The sequence below is a fragment of the Noviherbaspirillum agri genome, from assembly GCF_054780595.1.
The window spans coordinates 239,912-261,436 of sequence record NZ_BAAGWA010000003.1; the positions used below are offsets into that span (position 1 = coordinate 239,912).

The window sequence follows — 21,525 nt, forward strand, 5'->3', positions numbered from 1 at the left end:
CGCTGCCTCACTTGAGCTTATGGCCGCATTCGCCGCAGAACATGTCGTCCACCGAAACTGTTGCATGGCATCCTGGGCATGCAGGCGCGCTTTCTCCGCCGGGGAGCGCGGACGGCGCGGATGGTGTGCTGCCCGCGGGTGCCGCAGCAACAGGTGCTGGCTGTGCGGCATTACGCTGCTGTTCAGCCAGCCGGCGTGCGCGCTCGCGCGCTTCTTCTGCCTTCTTCTTGACAGAATCCAGGCCGCTTTCGAGCTGCGCTTCAGCCTGCGCGAAATCCAGGTCGCTGGTCGTTTTCAAATAGATGATGCATGTGCCTTTCATCAGGATCAGCATCGGAACGACGGCAGCAACCGCAAACAGGAGGCCAGCGCCAATGCCGCCGGCAGCGGCATGGCCGGAACTGGTGGACATGTTCCATACGTTACTTAACTCAAAGTCGCTAATAATGCCACTCGATAAGCCGGTGGTGAACAAGACTCCAGTCATGACGACGAAGAAGATGATCGATGCACTGAAGGTGGTAATAAACAGCAGGATGAGCTGGTTCAGGATGACTGGCACCAGCTTCTTGCGTGCGATCACATTCAAGCGCGCGATCACTTGAAAGACCGTGCATCCTGCCCAGACCGCCGGGCCCGCAAGCGGCAGCATGACGTAGAACAGTGAAAACACCAGCAGCCCGAAAAGAATGGCCGACACCGGAAACACGACGGTAAAGAGCACCGGGCCGAGTACCGGGATCTTGCACACGAAAAGAACGATCGCAATGACAAGCACTACTGCCAGCATGATCAGGAATTGCAGCACCGCGACGCCCAGCAAGCGGTGGCTGGTAAAGAGCGACAACAGGACAGCGTCCATCATGGTGCCGGATCCCTGGCCTTGCGCATCGCGCATGATGATGATGCCGACCGCATTGAGGCCATAGAAGAACACCGCAAATGCCAGCAGGAAGCCGAGGCCCCCCAGCCAGAAGCTGAACGTCTTTGCAGCGATGGCACCAACGACGCCACCAACCAGCGTCGCGGCAACCAGCGTCAGGCCCAGCAGCATGATCGCGCGGATGTTCTTGAACGCGTCTGTCGCCGCCAGCAAGGAGTCCAGCCCTGACATCAGCGCGGCGGACGCTTTTTTCTCATTGTTGTTATTGCTCATGCGTATTCCTTCTTCTTGTTTCGGTGAGGGGGTTGAGTACATGAAACTGCGATGCAACATGCGTGTATGGAGCGGACATGCTGTCGCGCCGTACACGCATCAAGCGTCGACTAATAGTTGTTCTGGTTATCTTTTGATTGGTACGCAGGGCAGCCGTCCTGGCCCCACTTGTTGTTGCAGACCTGCCAGATGCACAGCTCGCGCTTGAACACATTGCCGCTCTGGCATTGGGCGAGACGTTCTGCCGTACCGGATGATCGCGGTGCAGCAGCGGCTTGAGCCGGCTCGGGCTTGGGCTGTGGTGCAGCCGCTGCCACTTGCCTTGCCCGCGCTTCTTCCTTCGCCTTTTGTTCTTCAAGCTTCTTCTTGCGGGCTTCTTCGGCCGCCTTGCGCTTGGCGAGCTGCGCTGCCTTCTTTTCCTCGATTTCCTCTGCCGTCGGTTGCGGCGGGGCGGGCTTGGCTGATTCCGGTCCTGCATGCAGCGGTTCTTCAGCCGGGACGGCGGTTGTCTTCGCCGACTCCGGTGGGACCGAAGCCGCGACTGGAACAACCGCTGGAGCCGGTGGCGCGCCCGCGGAAGCGGCATCTGGTGCGGGATTTGCAGCCACGACAACGGCGGCCGGTGCATCGCCCGTGCGGTTGAACCACCAGGCGGCACCCGCGCCAAGGACTGCGATGACGAGCGCTACGCTGCCGACGATAAGCTTGGCGGGCTTGCCGCTCTTCTTGTTTGCAGATGCAATCCCACCGGCAGCACGCTCGGCTGCTGCGTCAGGGGTAGCTTCAGAGACAGGGTCTGACGCGGGCGACGTAATGGTGGGAACTTCAATTACCGGTGACGGCGCAGAGGGCGGCACAGGTGACGGTGCGTCTGTTACAGATTCGATGTTCGCCGGCGGTTCAATCGGGAGTTCTGATGCACGCGGCGTCATTGCAGGAACTTCAATTACGGATGGCGGCGCGGATGGAGGTACTTCTGTGACAGCTTCCACGATCACCGGCAGTTCTACCGGCGCTTCTGGCTCAGGCGGCAATGACGTCGCATCAACCGGCGGGGCGGCAGGCACTTGCGGCGCTGCTTCGACAGGCGCGGCGGCCTCGAAAGCCGTAATGTCGGCCGGGGGTGCGGCGGTTTTTAACGCGCCGCCACATTTCGAACAGAATTTTCTGTTTGCCTTGTTCTCATGGTTGCAGCTCGGGCAGTTGACTGTGGCGATGGCCAGCGACGGTTCGACCGCAGAGAGTGCACTCCCGCAAGACAGACAAAACTTGGCCGTATTCTTGTTTTCCGTTCCGCAATTTCGGCACTGCATCATTTTCCTTTGCGATTGGTCAATCATGGTGGGAAAAGGCCGTACTTATGTAGCCGGCCAGCAATAGCCCTTCGAGGCGTGGCGGTATTTTCCCTGAAATTTGTAACAAAGAGAATCAAATATTGATTCTTGGTAACTAAGTTGGGAAGAGATACCAGTCGGCACAAGCCTCATCCGTCGGCACGCGACGGCGAAAAGACGATTGGAATCTGGCCGAAGAGCGGAAGGGCCAATGCAGTGCCCGCCCGCCGTTTTAGAGGCGGGGAGTGAGAAGCGGGCGTTGGCAGCAGCCCGCCGCGAGAAGAGGTGGAGAAGAGGTGACTTGTTACTTTTGCCGGAACCACCGGCGCGACAACAAACCTTCGGCCGATACGCGTGCGTCGTGCAAGGCTTGCTCCGGCATCAGGTTCAGCAACGCCGGAATGCCGAGTGCGATCAGGCTGACATCATCAATCCAGCCGAAGAGCACGAGCCAGTCCGGAATGATGTCGAGCGGGCTGAAAACGTATATCACCAGCAGCAGCGCAGCGAGCCGCAACCGCCATGGCGTCGAGGGATGACGGCAGGCATACCACAGCACCACGATATCGCGCCCGACAGCACGGAACAAACGGCGCAAGCGAAGCAACATGAATTTCTCCTGAGACTTTCCTGGCATGGCGCATTGCGCCACCGAAAGACTTAGGCAATTCTGAAGCGGAAAAGTGCCTACCTGCCGCGCAAATTCACCATCACAACACCGATCATCACGAGCGCCGCGCCGAGCACGAAGCGCGGGTCGAGCGGATCTCCGAGCAACAGGACACCGAAGCCGACGCCGAACATCGGTGTGAGAAAAGAAAACACGGAAAGGCGGGAGGCCAGATACTGCCGCAACAGCCAGAACCACAGCAGGAAGCTGATGAAGGCGACGATGACGGCTTGGAAAAACAGGCTGGCCCAGACGATGCCGGTCATCGATACCTGGTACGCCTGCCCGGTCGCCAGTGCAATGCCCAGGAGCAGCACGCCGCAGGTGCCGAGCTGATACAGCAGGGTCGTTGCTGGTGGAGCCTCGGACAATGCAGAGCGCCGGATCAGTACGGTGGTGGCTGCCCAGAAGATGCCGCCCAGCACACCCAGCGCATCGCCGATCAACATGTCGGCCCATGCGCGTGAGCCCTCGGCAAAGCCGTTGGAAAAGGCCACCGCAACACCCGCAAAGGCGGCAATCACACCACTCCACTGCAGCATGCCGAGACGCTCGCCGGAGATCGACCAGTGCAGGCCGAGCACGGTAAAGATCGGCGCCGTGTACAGGAACACCGACATATGCGACGCCGTCGTGTACTGCAGGCCGATCGCGACGCACAGGAACTCCAGCGAGAACAGCACGCCCGTCGCAATGCCTGCACTGAATATGCCGGCACGCGTCGACAGGCGTTCGCCGCGCCACCACATCAGGCAGCACACGAGGATCGCCGCAATCGCGGAACGCAGTCCGATCTGCATCACCGGCGCCATTCCCGGTGCGGCAAGCTTGACCGCAACCTGCTGCAATCCCCACAACACGCACAGCACCAGCATCACGGAAATCGCAACGGCGTCGAGAGGCTTGCGCTCGATCATTATTTTCTTTCGTAAACAGGACGGCGGTATTGTAAGTGCCCGCCCGCTTTTCCGCATGCGCGTACTGCTTGTATGCGATGCGCTCTGAACCAGTTCGTTTTTCCTGTCTCTAAGCTTGTCAAACTCACATCGGAGCAGCGTAATGACACAAGCAGAAACGGACGCAGTGAAATTCCTGACGGCGCAACATCGTGAAATGGAAAGCCTGTTGCAGCAGGTCGCCGACACACACGGCGACGACACAACCAAGGCGCTGTTTGTGCAGGCGGCAGATCGCCTGACAGTACATATCAAAGCAGAGGAAGAAATCTTTTATCCGGCGGTGCACGAAGCCTGCACCGAGGATGATCTGCTGGAGTCCCTGGAGGAACACCTGTCGCTCAAGCGCCTCCTTGCCGACCTGATCGAGATGGAGCCGTCGGACAAGTCCTTCGAGCCGAAATTCAAGGTGCTGAAGGAGCAGACCGAACATCACCACAAGGAAGAGGAGGAGCACCTGTTCCCGGAAGTGCTGAAGCTGCTCGACGAAAACCGGCGCGAGGCATTGGGCAAGGCAATGATTGCACGTCAACTCGACCTGACGAAGCTGGGTCAGCCGCGCGAGGCCGTGTCGAACGAAACCGCGTCCGCGGCGCCGCTGGAATAGGCGCTGCGCGGCATGGCGCCACGCCCCGGATTTGCTGTACTTCATGCCGGTCGGCGTGCGCTTGGGCACAATGGCGGCATGACCGACTCAGGACCAGCCATGACCACTTCACCATGCCGTCGCATTCCCGATCGCAAGCTGGTGCTTGCTGCATTGCTCTCGTTCGCCGCACTTTCCCCGGCAAGTGCGCAGGAAGGCGGCACGAAGATACAGCCGGAAGTCATCGCTCGCGGCCTTGAACATCCGTGGGGACTGGCGTTTGTGGACGGCGGCCGCATGCTGGTGACCGAGCGGCCGGGGCGCATGCGACTGGTGCATCCGAACGGGGAAATGGGCCCGCCGATCGCGGGCTTGCCCAAGGTAGATGCGGGAGGACAAGGCGGGCTGCTGGATGTAATCACCGACCGTGACTTTTCGCGCAACCGCACCATCTATTTCTGTTTTTCCGAGCCGGGCAAGGGCGAACAGGCCGACGCCAACTCGACCGCGCTGGCATCGGCCCGGCTGTCGGATGACGGTCGCCGGCTCGAGCAAGTGAAGGTCATCTTCAGCCAGCAGCCCAAGTTCGAGAGCAACCTGCATTTCGGCTGCCGCATCGTCGAGCACGGTGACGGCACGCTGTACATGACCTTGGGCGATCGCTTCAAGCGCATGCAGGATGCGCAGCGTCTCGACAATCATCATGGCAAGGTGGTGCGCATCGGCAAGGATGGATCGGTACCGCCGGACAATCCGTTTGCCGGCAGGAGCCTTGCCAACCGCGGTGCGTTGCCGGAGATATGGAGCTTCGGCCACCGCAACCCGCAAGGCGCAACGCTCGGCCTCGACGGCAAGGTCTGGATGAATGAGCACGGCGCACAGGGCGGTGATGAAATCAACCGGCCGGAAGGGGGCAAGAACTATGGCTGGCCGGTGATCAGCTATGGCGTCCATTATGGCGGCGCGAAGGTCGGTGAAGGAGAAACCGCACGACCGGGGATGGAACAGCCGATACATTACTGGACGCCGTCGATCGCCCCGTCCGGCATGGCTTTCCTGCGCAGCGACAAGTACGGCAAGGACTGGCAGGGCAATCTGTTTGTCGGCTCGCTGAAATTCAAATATCTTGCGCGGCTCCAGCTGCAGGGCGACAAGGTCGTCAAGGAAGAAAAACTGCTGGAGAACCTGAAGCAGCGCATCCGCGATGTGCGCGAGGGACCGGATGGCTTGCTGTATGTGCTGACCGATGAAGACAAGGGGCAGCTGATCCGTCTGCAGCCACGCTGAGCGGCAGGCGGGCGAGGGCAACGCACGCGCAGCCCTCGTGATGCTCCTGATGGTGCTTACTGCGTTGCGCGCTGGCTGATATACGCCAGTGCCTCATCCACTTGGTCGATCAGGATCAGGCAGAGGTCGCCCTCGGAGAGTTCAGCCAGTGCGGTATCGATCGCCAGGAACTCGCCCTTGATCTCTTTCACCGACTTTGCGCGCGAGGCATTGACCAACCCTTCGCGCAACAGCTTGATCACCTCGCCATCTTCACGGCCGCGCTGGCACTGGTCTTCGTATAGCACGATGGCGTCGAATGCATCGCCCAGGATTTCGGTCTGGCGGCGGATGTCGATATCGCGACGGTCGCCGGCGCCGCTGATGACCACGCTGCGGCGTTTGGCCGGCATGCTGTCGACAGCTTTCACCAGTGCGGCAATCGCATCCGGGTTATGGCCGTAGTCGGCAATCAGCGTGGCGCCATTGTAGGAGAACAGGTTGAAGCGGCCTGGCGCGCTCTGCGCGTCGCTGACGAAGGTCTGGAGCCCGGCGCGCACCGTCGCCCAGTCGAGACCCAGGCCCCATGCCGCGCCGATGGCGGCCATCGCATTCTCGACCTGGAAACCGATCATGCCGTTGCGGGTGAGTGGAATGTCGGCCAGTGCGATGCGGTAGGCGTCCTTGCCTTCGGCGGCGACGATGGCATCACCATCGACAAACACGACGCGACGTCCCTGCGCGCGATGGCTGGCCATGACCGGATGGTGCACGTCCCTGGCGAAGAAGGTGACGCTGCCGGGGCAGACGCCAGCCATGTTCGCCACCATCGGGTCGGCGGCATTGAGTACCGCGGTGCCGTTCGGTGCCACGTTCTGCACGATGACGCGCTTGACCACGGCAAGGTCTTCGACCGTGGTGATGTAGTTCAGCCCAAGGTGGTCGCCTTCGCCGATGTTGGTGACGACCGCGACATTGCAGCGGTCGAAGCCGAGGCCTTCGCGCAGAACGCCGCCGCGGGCGGTTTCGAATACGGCGGCGTCGACATCCGGGTGCAACAGCACGTTACGCGCGCTGCGCGGGCCGCTGCAGTCGCCGGTGTCGATGCGGTCCATCACCGGCTTGTTGTCGCGCACATTGCTGATGTACACGCCATCGGTGCCGGTCATGCCGACCCGGTACTTGTTCGCCACGAGCAGGTGCGCGATCAGCTTGACCGTCGTGGTCTTGCCATTGGTGCCGGCCACCGCGACCACCGGAATGCGGCCGTCGTCGCCGTCCTTGAACATGGTGGAAATAATCGCTTCGCCGACCGCGCGTCCCTTGCCGAACGATGGCTGCAGGTGCATGCGCAGGCCGGGCGCCGCGTTCACTTCGACGATGCCGCCGCCCTGTTCTTCCAGCGGCTTGATCACGCTTTCGCAGACGAGATCGACACCGCAGATATCGAGGCCGACCATCTGCGCCGCTTCGACCGCGCGCGCGGCCACGTCCGGATGCACGTCATCGGTTACGTCGGTGGCCGTGCCGCCGGTGGACAGGTTGGCGTTGTTGCGCAGCACGACCAGCGTGCCGATCGGCGGAATACTGTCGGCAGTAAAGCCCTGTTTGGCCATCGTCGCACGCGCGATGTCGTCAAGACGGATCTTGGTCAGCGACGTTGCATGGCCGGAGCCGCGGCGCGGATCGCGGTTGACCTGTTCGATCAGCTCGCTGATGGTATGCACGCCATCGCCGGTCACTTGCGGCGGGGCGCGGCGTGCGGCGGCAACCAGCTGGTCACCCACGACCAGCATGCGGAAATCGTGGCCGGTAATGTAGCGCTCGACGATGACGTCGTCGCTGATGCCCTGCGCCACCGCAAACGCGGCCAGCACTTCTTCACGGGTACGGATATTGACCGCGACACCCTTGCCCTGGTTGCCGTCGCGCGGCTTGACCACGACCGGGCCGCCGATCTCGCAGGCGGCCTTCCACGCGTCTTCCGCGTCGGTGACGGAACGGCCGTTCGGCACCGGCACGCCGGCGGCGTCGAGCAGCATCTTGGTCAGTTCCTTGTCCTGCGCAATCGACTCGGCAATCGCGCTGGTGGCGCTGGTTTCGGCCGCCTGGATGCGGCGCTGGCGGCTGCCCCAGCCAAACTGCACCATGCTGCCTTCGGTCAGGCGGCGGTAGGGAATGCCGCGCGCAACCGCAGCCTGCACAATGGAGCCGGTGCTCGGTCCGAGGCGGATGTCCTCGTCGAGCTCGCGCAGGCGCTCGAGCGCGGCCTGCAGGTCGAACGGCGTGTCCTCGAGCGCGCTGCGGCACAGCTGGTCCGCCAGTTCGAAGGCAAGGCGGCCGACGTCTTCTTCGGTGTACTCGACCACGACCTGGTAGGTACCGCTTTCCACCGTTTCCACCGCACGGCTGAACGTGACCGGGCAGCCTGCATGCGCCTGCAATCCGAGTGCAGCGGCTTCGAGCACATGCGCCAGTGAAAAGGGATGGCCGGCGCTGGCCGGTTCGAGGAATTTGATCTCCGGGAAACGCGTACGCAGCCTGGCTTCGACACCCGGCAATCCGCTGATGTCGCGCTCGGCGTCGCTGCACGACACGATCGCCTCGATTGACGTATGCCGACTCCACAAGTTAGGGCCGCGCAAGGCGCGGATACGCGAGATTTCCATCAATATTTTTCCTTGTTTGCCTGGCTGCGGCGCGTCGCTGCGGCTGCCATGCTTGCTTTCCAGCCCGTTCCCGACGGACCTTTGTTCTTCAATTCGATTACTGTTTCTTCACGCGCTGCCGAAGTCATACGAGGCGAGTGCCGCGAGCATCTGCTCCGTGGTGACACCTAGCGCCCAGCCGGCGCCGACCGCTGCAAGAATGTTTTCGACGATATACGGACGCTTGTCGAGGTCAGCAATCGCGAGCTCGGCAAGTTCGAACAGGGGTGACTCGCTGGCGCCGGTCGCCTGGACCACCTTGTCGCCGCGCAGGAAGACCGCACGGCCTCCGTCGGCACGATGCTGCACCAATGCCTTGGCATCCGGCGATACCGCAAAGAAGATGACGCCGCCGTCACACAGTTCGGCCATGGTGACCACGCGAGGATCGGCAGCATTCAGCACGGCGGTGCCCTCGGGCAGCACGATATCGACCTGGGTGCGCGCGACCTTCTTCATGTCGTCGGCGTCCTCGATGTACAGCTCGGGCAGGCGTGCGTCTTCGGCGATATTGGTCACCACGCCGACCTGGCAGCGGTCATACGCGACGCCTTCGGTCAGTATTGCGCGGAAACCGTTCTCGAACACCGCGGCTTCGACCGCGCGGTTCATCAGGACGCGATTGGCGTACTGCCAGCTGGCACAGTCGGCATCAACTGTTTTCCGTCCGCGTATGAACAATCCGTCTGTACAGGCCACCGCCACATTGCTGCCATGCAGCTTGAGCATGCGACCGACCAGGCGTGCCACCATCGTCTTGCCGTGACTGCCGGTCACGCCGGCAACCGGGATGCGTCCATCGCTGCCCGGATCGGGGAATAGATGATCGACGATCGCACGGCCCACCGGGCGCGGGCGCCCGCTGGCGGGTTTCAGGTGCATCAACAGGCCCGGGCCGGCATTGACTTCCACGATCGCGCCGCCCTGCTCGTCGAGCGGACGGGAAATGTTCTGGGCCACCATGTCGACGCCGGCGATATCGAGGCCGACAATGCGCGCAGCCAGAGAAGCCGCGGCGGCCACTTCTGGATGGACATCGTCGGTGCAGTCGAATGCCAGGTTGCCGCGGCTCTGGATCAGCACGGCCTTGCCGGCCGGCGGCACCGACTCCGGCGTGAATCCCTGACGCTCCAGCACCAGCAGGATCGTCGGGTCTTCGTCGTAGGTGATCAGGCTGAGCGGAAACTCCTCATGCTCGCCGCGGCGCGGGTCGCTGTTGATCTGGCTCTCGATCAGCTGCGTGATGTTGGAGACGCCGTCGCCAGTCACGGTGGCGATCTCACCCTTGGTGGCGGCGACCAGCTTGCCGCCGACGATCAGCAGGCGATGCTCATCGCCACGGATGAAGCGTTCGACGATGACGTCGCTGCCTTCTTCATCGGCGAGCTTGTAGGCGGCTTCGATTTCCTGTTGGGTGTTCAGGTCCATCGACACGCCACGGCCGTGGTTGGCGTCGGAAGGTTTGACCACGACCGGCAAGCCAATGTCCTGCGCCGCGTCCCAGGCGTCGTCGGGACTGGTCACGATCCGCCCTTCCGGCACCGGCACGCCGCAGGCTTTCAGCAGCGATTTGGTCAGGTCCTTGTCGCGGGAAATGCTCTCCGAGATCGCGCTGGTCTGGTCGGTTTCCGCAGTCCAGATGCGGCGCGAGCGCGCACCGTAACCGAGCTGAACCAGGTTGCCATCGTTCAGTCGTGTGTACGGAATGCGACGATCGGTGGCGGCATCGACGATATTGGCGGTGCTCGGGCCGAGCGCCACTTTCTCGGCGAGGTCGGTCAGCTGCTTGACGCAACCAGCGACGTCATACGGCCGGTCTTCGATCGCCGCCATCACCAGGTCGCGCGCGGCAACCAGCGCAGCACGGCTGACCTGGTCGTAGCGGGCGCGCACGGTGACCTTGTACACGCCGCGTTGCGAGGTTTCGCGCGCCTTGCCAAAACCGGTCTGCACGCCGGCCAGGTTCTGCAGCTCGATCATCACGTGTTCCATGATGTGCGCCGGCCAGGTGCCTTCACGCAGGCGCTGCAGGAAGCCGCCGCGCTCGCCGACACCGCAACGGTGTTCGATCAAGCCCGGCAGCATGGCAGTCAGGCGCTCGTAAAAACCCGGAATGGTATTGGAGGGTGAATCTTCGAGATCACCGATGTCGACCCACGCTTCGATGACGGGACGATAAGTCCAAATGTTCGGTCCGCGCAGTGATAGTACATTGACAATCTCTATGGATTTCTTGTTCATGTGGCAGGGCAAGCGAGCGTTATTGCTTGAATGCGAACGTCGTGACTGGAATCAGTAATTAACGTTCGACATGGGGATTGGTTTACTTGTTTCAGAAAATTTGTTGAGCACGCGAAATTACCAGAAAAGACGCGCACCGTGTCGGTATACTTAGTCGCTTCGTTTGCCGTTTCGGCCGGTCCGATATGGTGCTGATGTGGCGCTGATCTGGTGCTTATCCGGCATCGTGACGGCTTGATATCAGTTTCGGCCCGCACGCCGAGACCCCGCACTTATTATGCAAACGCTTGTTTGCCACTGGATTACTCCTGCCCTGAATGAAAACTGAGTCCGCACCAAGCTTGTCTTTTCGACAAGCTCTACCTGATGCATGGCACGCCGAAGTGACCTCGCGCCTGCATCACGGCGAAACCGTACATGCGAGCCTCGAACTGGACCTCGATGCGCAGCTGCGCTTTGCGCCAGGCCTCGTGGTCGTCACCGACCGGCGTCTGCTGGCCAGGACTTCCGGCGAGCACGAATGGACAGAATGGCCATACCGACGTGAGCTGAAGCTCGCGCATCACGATCATGCCGGCGTCGGCACGCTTGAACTGCACGATGCCACCGCGCGCCTGGCTTGCTGGCGCTACACGCTCGGCCACAATCCGGAGGCGCTGCGCCTGATCGACCAGTTTGAGCTGCAGCGCGATGCCGCCGTCAGCGGCGTGCCCGCTGCAGAGCCGGAACAGGCCATTTGCCCGAGCTGCAAGGCGCCGCTGCCGCCGGACCAGGAGGAATGCCCGGTCTGCACGCGCGAGGTGCATACGCCGCCGTCGACGTGGACCTTGTTCCGCCTGTGGCGTTTTGCCAAGCCTTACAAGGGCCAGCTGCTGGCCGGTTTTTTGTTGACACTTGCTTCAACGGCGGCGACGCTGGTGCCGCCTTATCTGTCCATGCCGCTGATGGACAATGTGCTGATTCCTTATCAGAACGGCCAGCAGATCGACGTCAGTCTGGTTGCGCTGTACCTGTCGGGCCTGTTCGGCGCCGCGCTGGTGGCGTGGATACTGGGCTGGGCGCGCACCTACATCCTTGCGCTGGTGTCCGAGCGCATCGGCGCCGATCTGCGCACGTCGACCTATGAGCACCTGATGAAGCTGTCGCTCGAATACTTCGGCGGGCGGCGCACCGGCGACCTGATGGCGCGCATCGGGTCGGAGACCGACCGCATCTGCGTGTTCCTGTCGCTGCACCTGCTCGACTTTGCGACCGATGTGCTGATGATCACGATGACCGCGATCATCCTCGTGTCGATCAACCCGTGGCTGGCACTGGTAACGCTGCTGCCGCTGCCGTTCATCGCCTGGATGATCCATCTCGTGCGCGACAGGCTGCGCCACGGATTCGAGAAGATCGACCGCGTCTGGGGCGAGGTCACCAACGTGCTGGCCGACACCATCCCCGGCATCCGCGTGGTGAAGGCCTTCGCACAGGAAAAGCGCGAAGCAGCCCGCTTCCGCGAAGCGAACAAGCATAACCTCGCCATCAATGACCGCGTGAACAAGATCTGGTCACTGTTCTCGCCAACCGTTACCTTCCTGACCGAGATCGGCTTGCTGATCGTGTGGGGCGTCGGCATCTGGCAGGTATCGCGCGGCGACATCACGGTGGGTGTGCTGACCGCCTTCCTCGCGTACATCGGCCGCTTCTATACACGGCTCGATTCGATGAGCCGCATCGTGTCGGTGACGCAGAAAGCGGCGGCCGGCGCCAAGCGCATCTTCGACATCCTCGACCATGTGTCGTCCGTGCCCGAGTCGCAGAACCCGGTGCATTTGCAGAAGATCGAAGGCCGCATCGACATCAAACAGGTTGGTTTCCGCTATGGCAACCGTGCGGTGCTCCGCGGCGTCGACCTGTCGATCAAGCCGGGTGAAATGATCGGCCTGGTTGGTCACAGCGGATCTGGCAAGAGCACGCTGGTGAACCTGATCTGCCGTTTCTATGACGTATCCGAGGGCGCGATCATGGTCGACGGCGTCGATATCCGTTCGCTGCCGGTGGCGGAATACCGCCGTCACATCGGGCTGGTGCTGCAGGAGCCCTTCCTGTTCTTCGGCACGATCGCAGACAACATCGCCTACGGCAAGCCGGGCGCCACGCGCGAGGAAATCATTGCAGCTGCGCGTGCCGCGAATGCGCATGAATTCATCCTGCGCCTGCCGCACGGCTACGACTCGCTGGTCGGCGAGCGCGGGCAGACGCTGTCGGGTGGCGAGCGCCAGCGCATCTCGATCGCGCGCGCGCTGCTGATCGATCCGCAACTGCTGATCCTCGATGAAGCGACGTCGTCGGTGGACACCACGACCGAGAAGGAAATCCAGAAGGCGCTCGACAACCTCGTGCGCGGCCGCACCACGATCGCGATTGCACACCGCCTGTCCACGCTGCGCCAGGCGGACCGGCTGGTGGTACTGGACAAGGGCCAGATCGTCGAGGTCGGCAAGCATGAGGAACTGCTCGCGCGCGAAGGCGCGTACTACCGGCTGTACCAGGCGCAGCAGCGGCTCGTGGAGAACGAGGCAATCGAAGCGCTGGTCAAGGCCGAATCGACAGAAAGCACGGCATGAGCACATTTCAATTAACCCGTAACGCCTTCGGCAAGCTCGTATTGTCTGATGCAGAAGGCACGCATGAAGGCGTGGTGCCGGTGCGCGCTTTCCCGATTGCTGCGCCGGACTCCGGCATCGCGCTGGTCGATGTCGACGGCCACGAACTGGCATGGATCGAGCGCCTTGCCGACCTGCCGGCCGACGTCCGCACGCTGCTCGAAGAAGAACTGAAGAACCGCGAGTTCCTGCCGGAGATCAAGCGCCTGAAGGACGTTTCCACATTTGCCGTACCCAGCACCTGGGACGTCGAGACCGACCGTGGCGATGCGCGCTTCGTGCTCAAGGGTGAAGAAGACATTCGCCGCATCGCCCACGACACCTTGCTGATTGCAGACAGCCACGGCGTGCAATACCTCGTGCGCAACGTGCAGGCGCTGGACAAGGCCAGCCGTAAATTGCTCGACCGCTTCCTGTAAGTCATCTCCTTGTAAGTCACCACCCCGCTCCGGGTGTGCGCTCGCATGCCGGGCGGCGCAGCGCGTTCCTGCCGCATTGTTTCCAGCCTGACTGCCGCTTCTTGGCTCACTTATATTTCCGCTCGGCAAAGTCAATTGCGCAGGCGCAAAACTTGTTTCTTTGCCTCTTTTTGTCACCACTTTTTCACGTATGTTGAATCAGCAAGTCGCAGTAACGGAACGTCGTTCTGCATTGCAGAACACCAATAACGACTAATGAGGAGACACCCGTGAAAATAAAGATGTTGAAAGGCGGTGGCCTGATTCTGGGCAGCGCATTCTGGCTTGCCGGATGCGGTAGCGGACAAAACGATGCACTCGGCGCGGCGGACGCCACCCTTGCCGCCAAAAGCAAGGTCGTGACGGAAGAAGCCCGCGCGCAGGATTCGCGCGAATTCGTTGCACCCGATCCGACTGCAGCAGCCGACTATGAAGCCGCGGCGGATGGCTCACCGGGATTTGCTGCACTGACAGGCAGCACTGTGCAGACCGACCGCTGGGCCGGCATACTCGACGGTGCTGCGTATCGCATCGAAGTGCCGAAGAACTGGAACGGCAAGCTTGTCATGTACGCCCACGGTTATGTGGGCCAGATACCGGGACTGCGCATCACGATGCCGTCCATCCGCCGCCACCTGATTGAAAACGGCTATGCATGGGCCGCCTCCAGTTACAGCAAGAACTACTACGACGTACGCGCCGGCGTGGAAGACACCAATGCACTCGCCCGCGCCTTCAAGAAGATCGCTGCCGAGCGCGGACGCGTCGTGCGCTCGCCGCACCGCACCTACATCATGGGCCACTCGATGGGCGGCCACATCACCGGCGCCGCCATCGAGGAAGAAACCTACAAGACCGCCGTCAACAAGCAGAAGTACGACGGCGCCGTGCCGATGTGCGGCGTGATGGGCGACACTGAACTGTTCGACTACTTCGCCGCCTACCAGCTCACTGCGCAAACCCTCGCCGGCTACGCCAACCATCCGACCGAGCGCTTCGCCGACATCGCGCCGGCTGTGCGGAGCACCCTGTTCACCACCTTCAGCACCGTGCCCACCGCACAGGGCATGGCGCTCGCAGCCGTAGTCATGAACCTCACCGGCGGCGCACGCCCGGTGTTTGCGCAAGGCTTCGGCAACACCGCGCTGCAAAACGTCGTGTGGGGCACCTTCGGCAGCGACGGCACCGTCAACGGCATCCTGAACAAGAGCACGCTCGACACCACGCGCTTCACCTACCAGCTCGACAGCGATCCCACGGTTTCACCGCAGGAATCCGCGCTCAACGCCGCCATCCCCGACATGACCGCCGCACCGGACGCCAACCGCCTGCGCGCAGATGGCCTGCGCTGGATCCCGAAGGTCAACGGCCAGTTCAAGATCCCGGTCGTCTCCATCCACACCCTCGGCGACATGTACGTCCCGTTCAGCATGCAGCAGATCTACCGCAAGCGTGCCGAAGAGCAGGGTAACGGCGCCTTCCTCGTACAACGCGCCATCCGCGCCCCCAGCCACTGCGACTTCACCGTGCAGGAACAGGTCGAAGCCTTCGACGCAATGGTTGCATGGGAACAGACCGGCGTAAAACCGGCAGGTGACGACGTGATGACGCCATCGACCGTGGCCAACCCGACTTACGGCTGCGCCTACACCCGTAATACCGGCACAGTCGACGACAACCCGGTCACGATTGCAACCCGTAACCTGATCGCTCCGCAAGTTGCGGCATGCCCGTCGTGAACGAAGGCGTGACATGACGAAGCGGGTGTAGCGAAGAAATGGAAATCGGGGGAGGTGGTTTTTGTGGGCGGAACCGCAAAAAACCCATCCCCCTCCCAACCTCCCCCTTGAAGGGGGAGGAGCAAGAAGCGCCACACCCGTGACAACATAACGAGAGAAATCGGGCCGGAGAAAGAATTACATCCGCTTCTGACGCTGCCGAACGAGTGAACGGCCAAGCGGATAAAGAAGCGAAACATGTCTGAGCCGAAGGCGAGTTGGTTTCGCTTCCCGCTTGGCCGTTCACTCGTTCGGGAACCCGGAGGGCAGCGGCTGCGCGGTCGCCTTTCTTTGGTTACTTTCTTTGGCGAGACAAAGAAAGTAACCGGCTGCCGGGCCGCCCCCGGCAAGCGTCTACGGAGAGAAATCAACCGCGCCTCACCGAAGAAACGTAAGACCCATGCGTACTGCAAGAACGCAGCCGCATGTCCCGCAACAGGTTAGGAATGCTTCGGATCCGAAGCCACCAAGACACTACACCGAATCTTATCCACCAACACCGCATCCATCGACCCACGCCACCACCGCATCGCAAACGGCTTCTGCCGCGAATGCCCCACGATGACCAGCTCGATGTCATGCTTGTGCACGAGGTCGGCGACAACATTCACCGGCTCGCCCACTTCCAAATGGGTGGAAACGCTCAGCCCCGCTTCGCTGAGCATCCTGCGTCCGGCCTCCAGCACCTGCGCCATCGCATCCTTCTCCGCCAGCTCCTCGTCAAGCGTTGGCACGGCCGCGACAAATTCACCGGCCAGCACAATAGGGGTCGGCGTCACGACTGCAAGCAGATGGATCTGGGCGGTGGGGCCGGGAGCAAGGCGGATGCACTCCTGCAATGCGAGACGGCTTTCTGGCGTGCCGTTGTAGGCGACGAGTATTCTCCCGTACATGCTTGCCTCCTATGAGCGAAATGGAATCGGAATGCGACAGTGCTGCGTCCGGCCGTGCCGTTACTGCATCATACCCCGCGTGGTTCTTTCGGCAAGGCGTATTTCCGCAAACCTTGCGGCGGTATATGCATGTCTATACATGCATAAAGGCGCACCCCTACTGCGCCAGCGCACGCTCGATATCGCCGACGAGCTTCCCGTCATCCGGCGCCGTACGGCTGCCGTAGCTGCCGACCACCTTGCCGCTGCGGTCGATCAGGTATTTGTGGAAGTTCCATTTCGGCGGACTGCCGGTGATGCGCGCGAGGTGCGCATGCAGCGGATTCGCCTCCTTGCCGGCCACCGAGCTCTTCGCGAACATCGGGAACTTCACGCCGTAAGTGTTGAAGCAAAAATCCGCGATCTGCTTGCTGTCGCCCGGCTCCTGCTTTCCGAAGTCGTTGGACGGAAAACCGAGCACGACCAGCCCGCGCGGGCTGTACTTTGCATACAGCGCCTCCAGTCCCTCGTACTGCCCGGTAAAGCCGCAGTAACTGGCGGTATTCACCACCAGCACCACCTTGTCGGCATACTGGCACAAGTGCTGTGGGGCATCGTCCTGCAAGCGGTTGAAACGCTGGTCGAGAATGGACGGGCAGGCGGCAGGTTGCTGCGCCAGCGACGGTGCGGCGACGCCGGACAGCAGCAGGGACAGCACGAGGCGAAGGATCATGGCGAACTCCGGGACAGTGACGGTACAGTGAAAATCTGGCCGATTCATTCTAGGTCAAAACCCGATGCGGGTTGTCGGGCCGGTATTGCTTGCTGTTAATATAGGCACACCTGCAGCCTGTCCTGGCTCGCAGTGCAACCCAAGCCATTACAAGGATTCGAATCATGCTGAAAGTGGTTGTCATCGACCCCAATGCCATCTCGCGCAACCTGCTGACATCCGTACTCGTCAGCGGTGGCCATGATGTGATTGGCGATGCGACCAGCAGCCCGGCGGGCATTGCGAGCATGATCAAGCTCCGGCCCCAGCTGGTATGCATCGACATCGGCGAGGCGGATGAATCCGGGCTGGAGAAGCTCGATGCCGTCCGCAGCGGCTTGCCCAAGGCGCTGGTATTCCTCGTCTCCGGACAAATCGCGCCCGCCACCGTACAGCTTGCGCTTGAGCGCGGCGTGCATGGTTTCATCGTCAAGCCGTTCAATGGCGCGACGGTCCTGACCAGCATTCGCAACACCATCGTCAAAGTGGCACGGCAGCACCGCGCCGCGGCAAACACCGAAGACAACGCAGGCTGACTCGCCCCGCGTTCATCACGCCCACTTCCTCCACCTCGGCGCACCGAGCATCGTTATCTCGAAAAATCCGGCATCGAACCGGATCACGTCATGTGCGTTCCTTGCCTTGCGTCAAGATTTTCAGATCAGGTCTGTGAACGTACTCAATACAATGGAATCGCATACGAGCCGTATCTTCTCGGACGAATAGTGCGGAGATTCCGGCTGTTATTTGCCGGAAAAGATGACGTACTCGTTGCTCGTATGCGCCGGCTGTATGTGTTGCTTTTCACTGGCCCAGATAAGCGAAAGGAATTCCATGAGAAAGAAAGTCGTATCCGCCGCGGAAGCGATCGAAATCCTGCACGACGGCGACACATTGTGCTGTGCCGGGTTCGGCAGCAATGGCGTCCCGGTTGAACTGATCAAGGCATTGGAAAAGCGTTTCCTTGAGACCGGTTCCCCGAAGAACCTGACGCTGCTGTTTGGCGGCGGCCCCGGCGACGGTGCCGAAGGCGGCGTCAACCATCTCGGCCATGAAGGCATGTTGAAGCGCGTGATCGGCGGCCATTACGGCCTCGTGCCGAAGATCGGCCGGCTCGCGCTGGAGAACAAGGTCGAGGCCTACAACCTGCCGCTGGGCGTGATTTCGCACATGTTCCGCGATACTGCCTGCGGCCTGCCGGGCACCGTGTCCAAGGTCGGTCTGGGCACCTTCGTCGATCCGCGCCTCGAAGGCGGCAAGGTCAACAGCCGCACCACCGAAGAAGTGGTCAGCGTGATTGAACTCGGCGGCAAGGAACACCTGTACTACAAGACGATCCCGATCTCGGTCGCCTTCATCCGCGGTACCAGCGCCGACGCCGAAGGCAACATCACGATGGAGCGCGAGACACTGACGCAGGACATGCTCGCTATCGCAACCGCGACCAAGAACAGTGGCGGCTTCGTGATTGCGCAGGTGGAGCGCATCGTCGAACGCGGCTCGCTTAATCCGCGCCGCGTGAAGGTGCCGGGCATCATGGTCGACTGCGTGGTCGTGGCCAGCCCGGAAAACCATCCGCAGAACCTGAACGGCAACTACAACCCAGCCTTCTCCGCCGAAGTGCGCGTGCCACTCGATGCACTGGAAGCGATGCCGCTGGACGAAAGAAAAGTCATCGCGCGGCGCGCCGCCTTCGAGCTGCTGCCGAACTCGGTGGTCAACCTCGGCATCGGCATGCCGGAAGGCGTGGCCGCCGTCGCGAACGAAGAAAAGATCCTGAAGTACATGACGCTCACCGCCGAACCAGGCGTGATCGGCGGCGTGCCCGCCTCGGGCGTGAATTTCGGTGCGGCGGTCAATCCGGATGCGGTGGTCGACATGAACCAGCAGTTCGACTTCTATGACGGCGGCGGCCTCGACCTCGCCTGCCTCGGGCTTGCGGAATGCGATCCGGCCGGCAGCATCAATGTGTCGCGCTTCGGCCCGAAGCTGGCTGGCGCGGGCGGCTTCATCAACATCACGCAGAATAGCCGCACCGTCGTGTTCGTCGGCACCTTCACCGCTGGCGGACTGAAGGTTGCAGTCGAAGGCGGCAAGGTCAGGATCGTGCAGGAAGGGCGTGCACGCAAGTTCGTGAAGAAGATCGAGCAGGTGACCTTCAGCGGCCCGTATGCGGCAAGTATCGGCCAGAACGTGCTGTACGTGACCGAACGTTGCGTGTTCAAGCTCGTGCCGGAAGGACTTGAGCTGATCGAGGTCGCGCCGGGCATCGACATCGACAAGGACATCCTCGCGCAAATGGACTTCAAGCCCATCGTCAACAAGCCTGCACTGATGGACGCGCGCATCTTCCTCGACGAGCCGATGAAGCTGAAAGACACGCTGCTGTCGATCAGCCTGGAAGACCGCATGATGTACGACGCGAAGAAGGGCGCAGCCTTCTACAACTTCCAGGGTCTGCGCGTGATGACGAAGAAGGACATCGAAGACATCCGCCATGCGGCAGAGAACCTGTGCATTCCGATCGGCCACAAGGTGAAGGTGATCGTGAACTACGACGACTTCCAGATCGACGAAGGCGTGTCCGACGATTACTGGAGCATGGTGAAGGACTTGCACGACAAGTACTACACCCATGTGTCGCGCTACACGACGAGTGCCTTCCTGCGCATGAAAATGGGCAAGGCGCTGGAAGACCGCGGCCTGTCTTCACATATCTTCGAAACCCAGCAGGAAGCCGTTGATTCCGCCGGCAAGGCGTAAGTATTCCTGCCGCCTCCTCCCACTCCACTCATCTGCTGCACCGCAGCAGGACTACAGCCCGGTTACCAGCAGGAACGCCGGGCTGTTGTCGTTTTGCATTGCACACAAAGTTCTTCCTCTTCGCTGACGTGTAGGAAAAGTCCGATACCTGCCCGCGCTTGTCCGACATTTTTTTTCATCCGTCCGCTGATTACCGGGGAAGCACGCGACCGACATAATGCACAGCATCGATTGCGCAAGCGCAAAAGCGCTTGGTAGTGCGCAACAGCGTTCAGCGTTTCAGTGAAAGCGAGCAAGGGACAACGCGCGTCCTTCCGAACTATGTGAGGAAGATCAAACCTTATTCATCGCTCACGCACTGTCATTCCATCAGACACGACGGGTGGCATACGCCGTCACTGATGCGCTGCGCGAATAAATACCTCCTAATAATTTTGAATAAGGTAAAAAGAACATGCTGACTACGCACTCTCTTGAAGCCCGCACCATTTCTTCCCCGGCCTCGGTATCCGGCAGCTCCTGGCAGCGCCAGGCAAAACTCTGGTCCAGCCTGAAGGAAGTGTGCGACCTGCTGCGCATCCCCGCCAAAGTCGGCAGCGACGATTTCCAGTTCCAGCATATGCAGTTCAAGGCCGGCCAGCGCATCCACACGATCGGCCAGTACTTTGACACGCTGTATATCGTCTATTCCGGCTTCCTGAAGACGGTGATGATCGACGACCTCGGCAATGAACAGGTGCTCGGCTTCCCGATGAAGGGCGACATGTTCGGCATCGACGGCATCCATCGCAAGCAATATGCGACCGAAACCGTGGCGCTGACCAATTGCGACGTCGTGCTGCTGCCGTTCAAGACCTTTGCTGGGCTGGGCCGCAGCCACGCCGAACTGGAATGCGCAATCTACGGCGTCATGAGCCGCGAGCTGGTGCGCGAGCAGGCGATGGTCGGCACGCTGGGATCACTGAGCGCAGAAGCACGCGTGGCACGCTTCCTTGTCTTGCTGTCGGAGCGCTTCACCGAGATGGGTTATTCCGGCACGCAATTCAACCTGCGCATGACGCGCCAGGAAATCGGCAACTACCTCGGCCTGACATTGGAGACCGTCAGCCGCACCTTCTCTGCGTTCAACGCGATCGGCCTGATTTCCGTCGATCAGCGCGCGATCGTGATCCACGATCTGCAGGCACTGCGGACACTGCGCCGCCTGCCGCCGGCACGCGTGCGTGCAAAAGCAGAAGCACAGAAAGCGGCACGGCTTGCAGCCAAGTCCGGCATCGCCGCGGCCTGAATCCCCGGGAGGCCTCAACCAAGGCT

16 protein-coding genes and 1 pseudogene are annotated in these 21,525 nt (G+C 61.5%); 8 read left to right on the plus strand and 9 right to left on the minus strand.

The window, feature by feature from the left end; all coding sequences use genetic code 11:
* Positions 1–7: 7 nt before the first annotated feature.
* The 5 genes and pseudogenes from ACYVIA_RS06660 to ACYVIA_RS06680 all read right to left on the minus strand — a co-directional run bounded on the left by ACYVIA_RS06660 (position 8) and on the right by ACYVIA_RS06680 (position 4,077).
* A complete protein-coding gene (locus ACYVIA_RS06660; protein ID WP_460839159.1) occupies positions 8–1,156 on the minus strand; it encodes a hypothetical protein in 1,149 nt (382 codons plus the stop codon).
* 110 nt (positions 1,157–1,266) lie between these two features.
* Positions 1,267–2,088, minus strand: coding sequence for a hypothetical protein (locus ACYVIA_RS06665; RefSeq protein ID WP_460839731.1), 822 nt, complete (start codon positions 2,086–2,088; stop codon positions 1,267–1,269).
* Positions 2,089–2,361: 273 nt separating this feature from the next.
* Positions 2,362–2,496: pseudogene (locus ACYVIA_RS06670) on the minus strand (zinc-ribbon domain-containing protein); the annotation flags it as partial.
* 298 nt (positions 2,497–2,794) lie between these two features.
* The gene (locus ACYVIA_RS06675; RefSeq protein WP_460839160.1) at positions 2,795–3,100 is read right to left on the minus strand and encodes a YkvA family protein; all 306 of its coding nucleotides are present in this window, start codon (positions 3,098–3,100) and stop codon (positions 2,795–2,797) included.
* Between the two features lie 77 nt (positions 3,101–3,177).
* A complete protein-coding gene (locus ACYVIA_RS06680) occupies positions 3,178–4,077 on the minus strand; it encodes a DMT family transporter (RefSeq protein WP_460839161.1) in 900 nt (299 codons plus the stop codon).
* Positions 4,078–4,219: 142 nt separating this feature from the next.
* On the opposite strand from ACYVIA_RS06680, the gene ACYVIA_RS06685 reads away from it, so the two are divergent.
* The gene (locus ACYVIA_RS06685) at positions 4,220–4,723 is read left to right on the plus strand and encodes a hemerythrin domain-containing protein (protein WP_460839164.1); all 504 of its coding nucleotides are present in this window, start codon (positions 4,220–4,222) and stop codon (positions 4,721–4,723) included.
* A 99-nt stretch (positions 4,724–4,822) separates the two neighbouring features.
* On the plus strand, positions 4,823–5,989 hold the full coding sequence (locus tag ACYVIA_RS06690) for a PQQ-dependent sugar dehydrogenase (RefSeq protein ID WP_460839165.1): 1,167 nt from the start codon (positions 4,823–4,825) through the stop codon (positions 5,987–5,989).
* Positions 5,990–6,045: 56 nt separating this feature from the next.
* On the opposite strand, the gene cphA is transcribed toward ACYVIA_RS06690, so the two are convergent.
* Both cphA and ACYVIA_RS06700 read right to left on the minus strand, forming a co-directional pair.
* Complete coding sequence (gene cphA / locus ACYVIA_RS06695; protein ID WP_460839167.1) at positions 6,046–8,637, minus strand: cyanophycin synthetase; 2,592 nt, start codon at positions 8,635–8,637, stop codon at positions 6,046–6,048.
* A 108-nt stretch (positions 8,638–8,745) separates the two neighbouring features.
* Complete coding sequence (locus tag ACYVIA_RS06700) at positions 8,746–10,917, minus strand: cyanophycin synthetase (protein ID WP_460839169.1); 2,172 nt, start codon at positions 10,915–10,917, stop codon at positions 8,746–8,748.
* A gap of 317 nt (positions 10,918–11,234) precedes the next feature.
* Between ACYVIA_RS06700 and ACYVIA_RS06705 the strand changes: the two genes are divergently transcribed.
* The 3 genes from ACYVIA_RS06705 to ACYVIA_RS06715 all read left to right on the plus strand — a co-directional run bounded on the left by ACYVIA_RS06705 (position 11,235) and on the right by ACYVIA_RS06715 (position 15,765).
* Positions 11,235–13,529, plus strand: coding sequence for a cyanophycin metabolism-associated ABC transporter (locus tag ACYVIA_RS06705; RefSeq protein ID WP_460839171.1), 2,295 nt, complete (start codon positions 11,235–11,237; stop codon positions 13,527–13,529).
* Positions 13,526–13,987: a cyanophycin metabolism-associated DUF1854 family protein gene (locus tag ACYVIA_RS06710; protein ID WP_460839172.1), complete on the plus strand. Its 462-nt coding sequence runs from the start codon at positions 13,526–13,528 to the stop codon at positions 13,985–13,987. Before ACYVIA_RS06705 ends, ACYVIA_RS06710 begins: the two co-directional genes overlap by 4 nt.
* Before the next feature lie 281 nt (positions 13,988–14,268).
* On the plus strand, positions 14,269–15,765 hold the full coding sequence (locus tag ACYVIA_RS06715; RefSeq protein WP_460839720.1) for an alpha/beta hydrolase family protein: 1,497 nt from the start codon (positions 14,269–14,271) through the stop codon (positions 15,763–15,765).
* Positions 15,766–16,244: 479 nt separating this feature from the next.
* Here the strand turns inward: ACYVIA_RS06715 and ACYVIA_RS06720 are convergent, their stop codons facing one another.
* Both ACYVIA_RS06720 and ACYVIA_RS06725 read right to left on the minus strand, forming a co-directional pair.
* Entirely contained in the window at positions 16,245–16,697 is a 453-nt protein-coding gene (locus ACYVIA_RS06720) for a universal stress protein (protein ID WP_460839174.1), read from the minus strand.
* Between the two features lie 157 nt (positions 16,698–16,854).
* On the minus strand, positions 16,855–17,409 hold the full coding sequence (locus ACYVIA_RS06725) for a glutathione peroxidase (protein WP_460839175.1): 555 nt from the start codon (positions 17,407–17,409) through the stop codon (positions 16,855–16,857).
* A 164-nt stretch (positions 17,410–17,573) separates the two neighbouring features.
* Here ACYVIA_RS06725 and ACYVIA_RS06730 point away from each other — a divergent pair, with 164 nt between their 5' ends.
* The 3 genes from ACYVIA_RS06730 (at position 17,574) to ACYVIA_RS06740 (ending at position 21,499) form a co-directional block, all read left to right on the plus strand.
* The gene (locus tag ACYVIA_RS06730; RefSeq protein ID WP_460839177.1) at positions 17,574–17,984 is read left to right on the plus strand and encodes an ANTAR domain-containing response regulator; all 411 of its coding nucleotides are present in this window, start codon (positions 17,574–17,576) and stop codon (positions 17,982–17,984) included.
* Between the two features lie 298 nt (positions 17,985–18,282).
* Positions 18,283–20,211 carry an acyl CoA:acetate/3-ketoacid CoA transferase gene (locus tag ACYVIA_RS06735; RefSeq protein ID WP_460839179.1) on the plus strand — a complete coding sequence of 643 codons (1,929 nt, stop codon included), beginning with the start codon at positions 18,283–18,285 and terminating at the stop codon, positions 20,209–20,211.
* A 454-nt stretch (positions 20,212–20,665) separates the two neighbouring features.
* Positions 20,666–21,499 (plus strand): Crp/Fnr family transcriptional regulator, encoded by an 834-nt coding sequence (locus ACYVIA_RS06740; RefSeq protein WP_460839181.1) that lies wholly within the window; start codon positions 20,666–20,668, stop codon positions 21,497–21,499.
* Positions 21,500–21,525 lie beyond the last annotated feature (26 nt).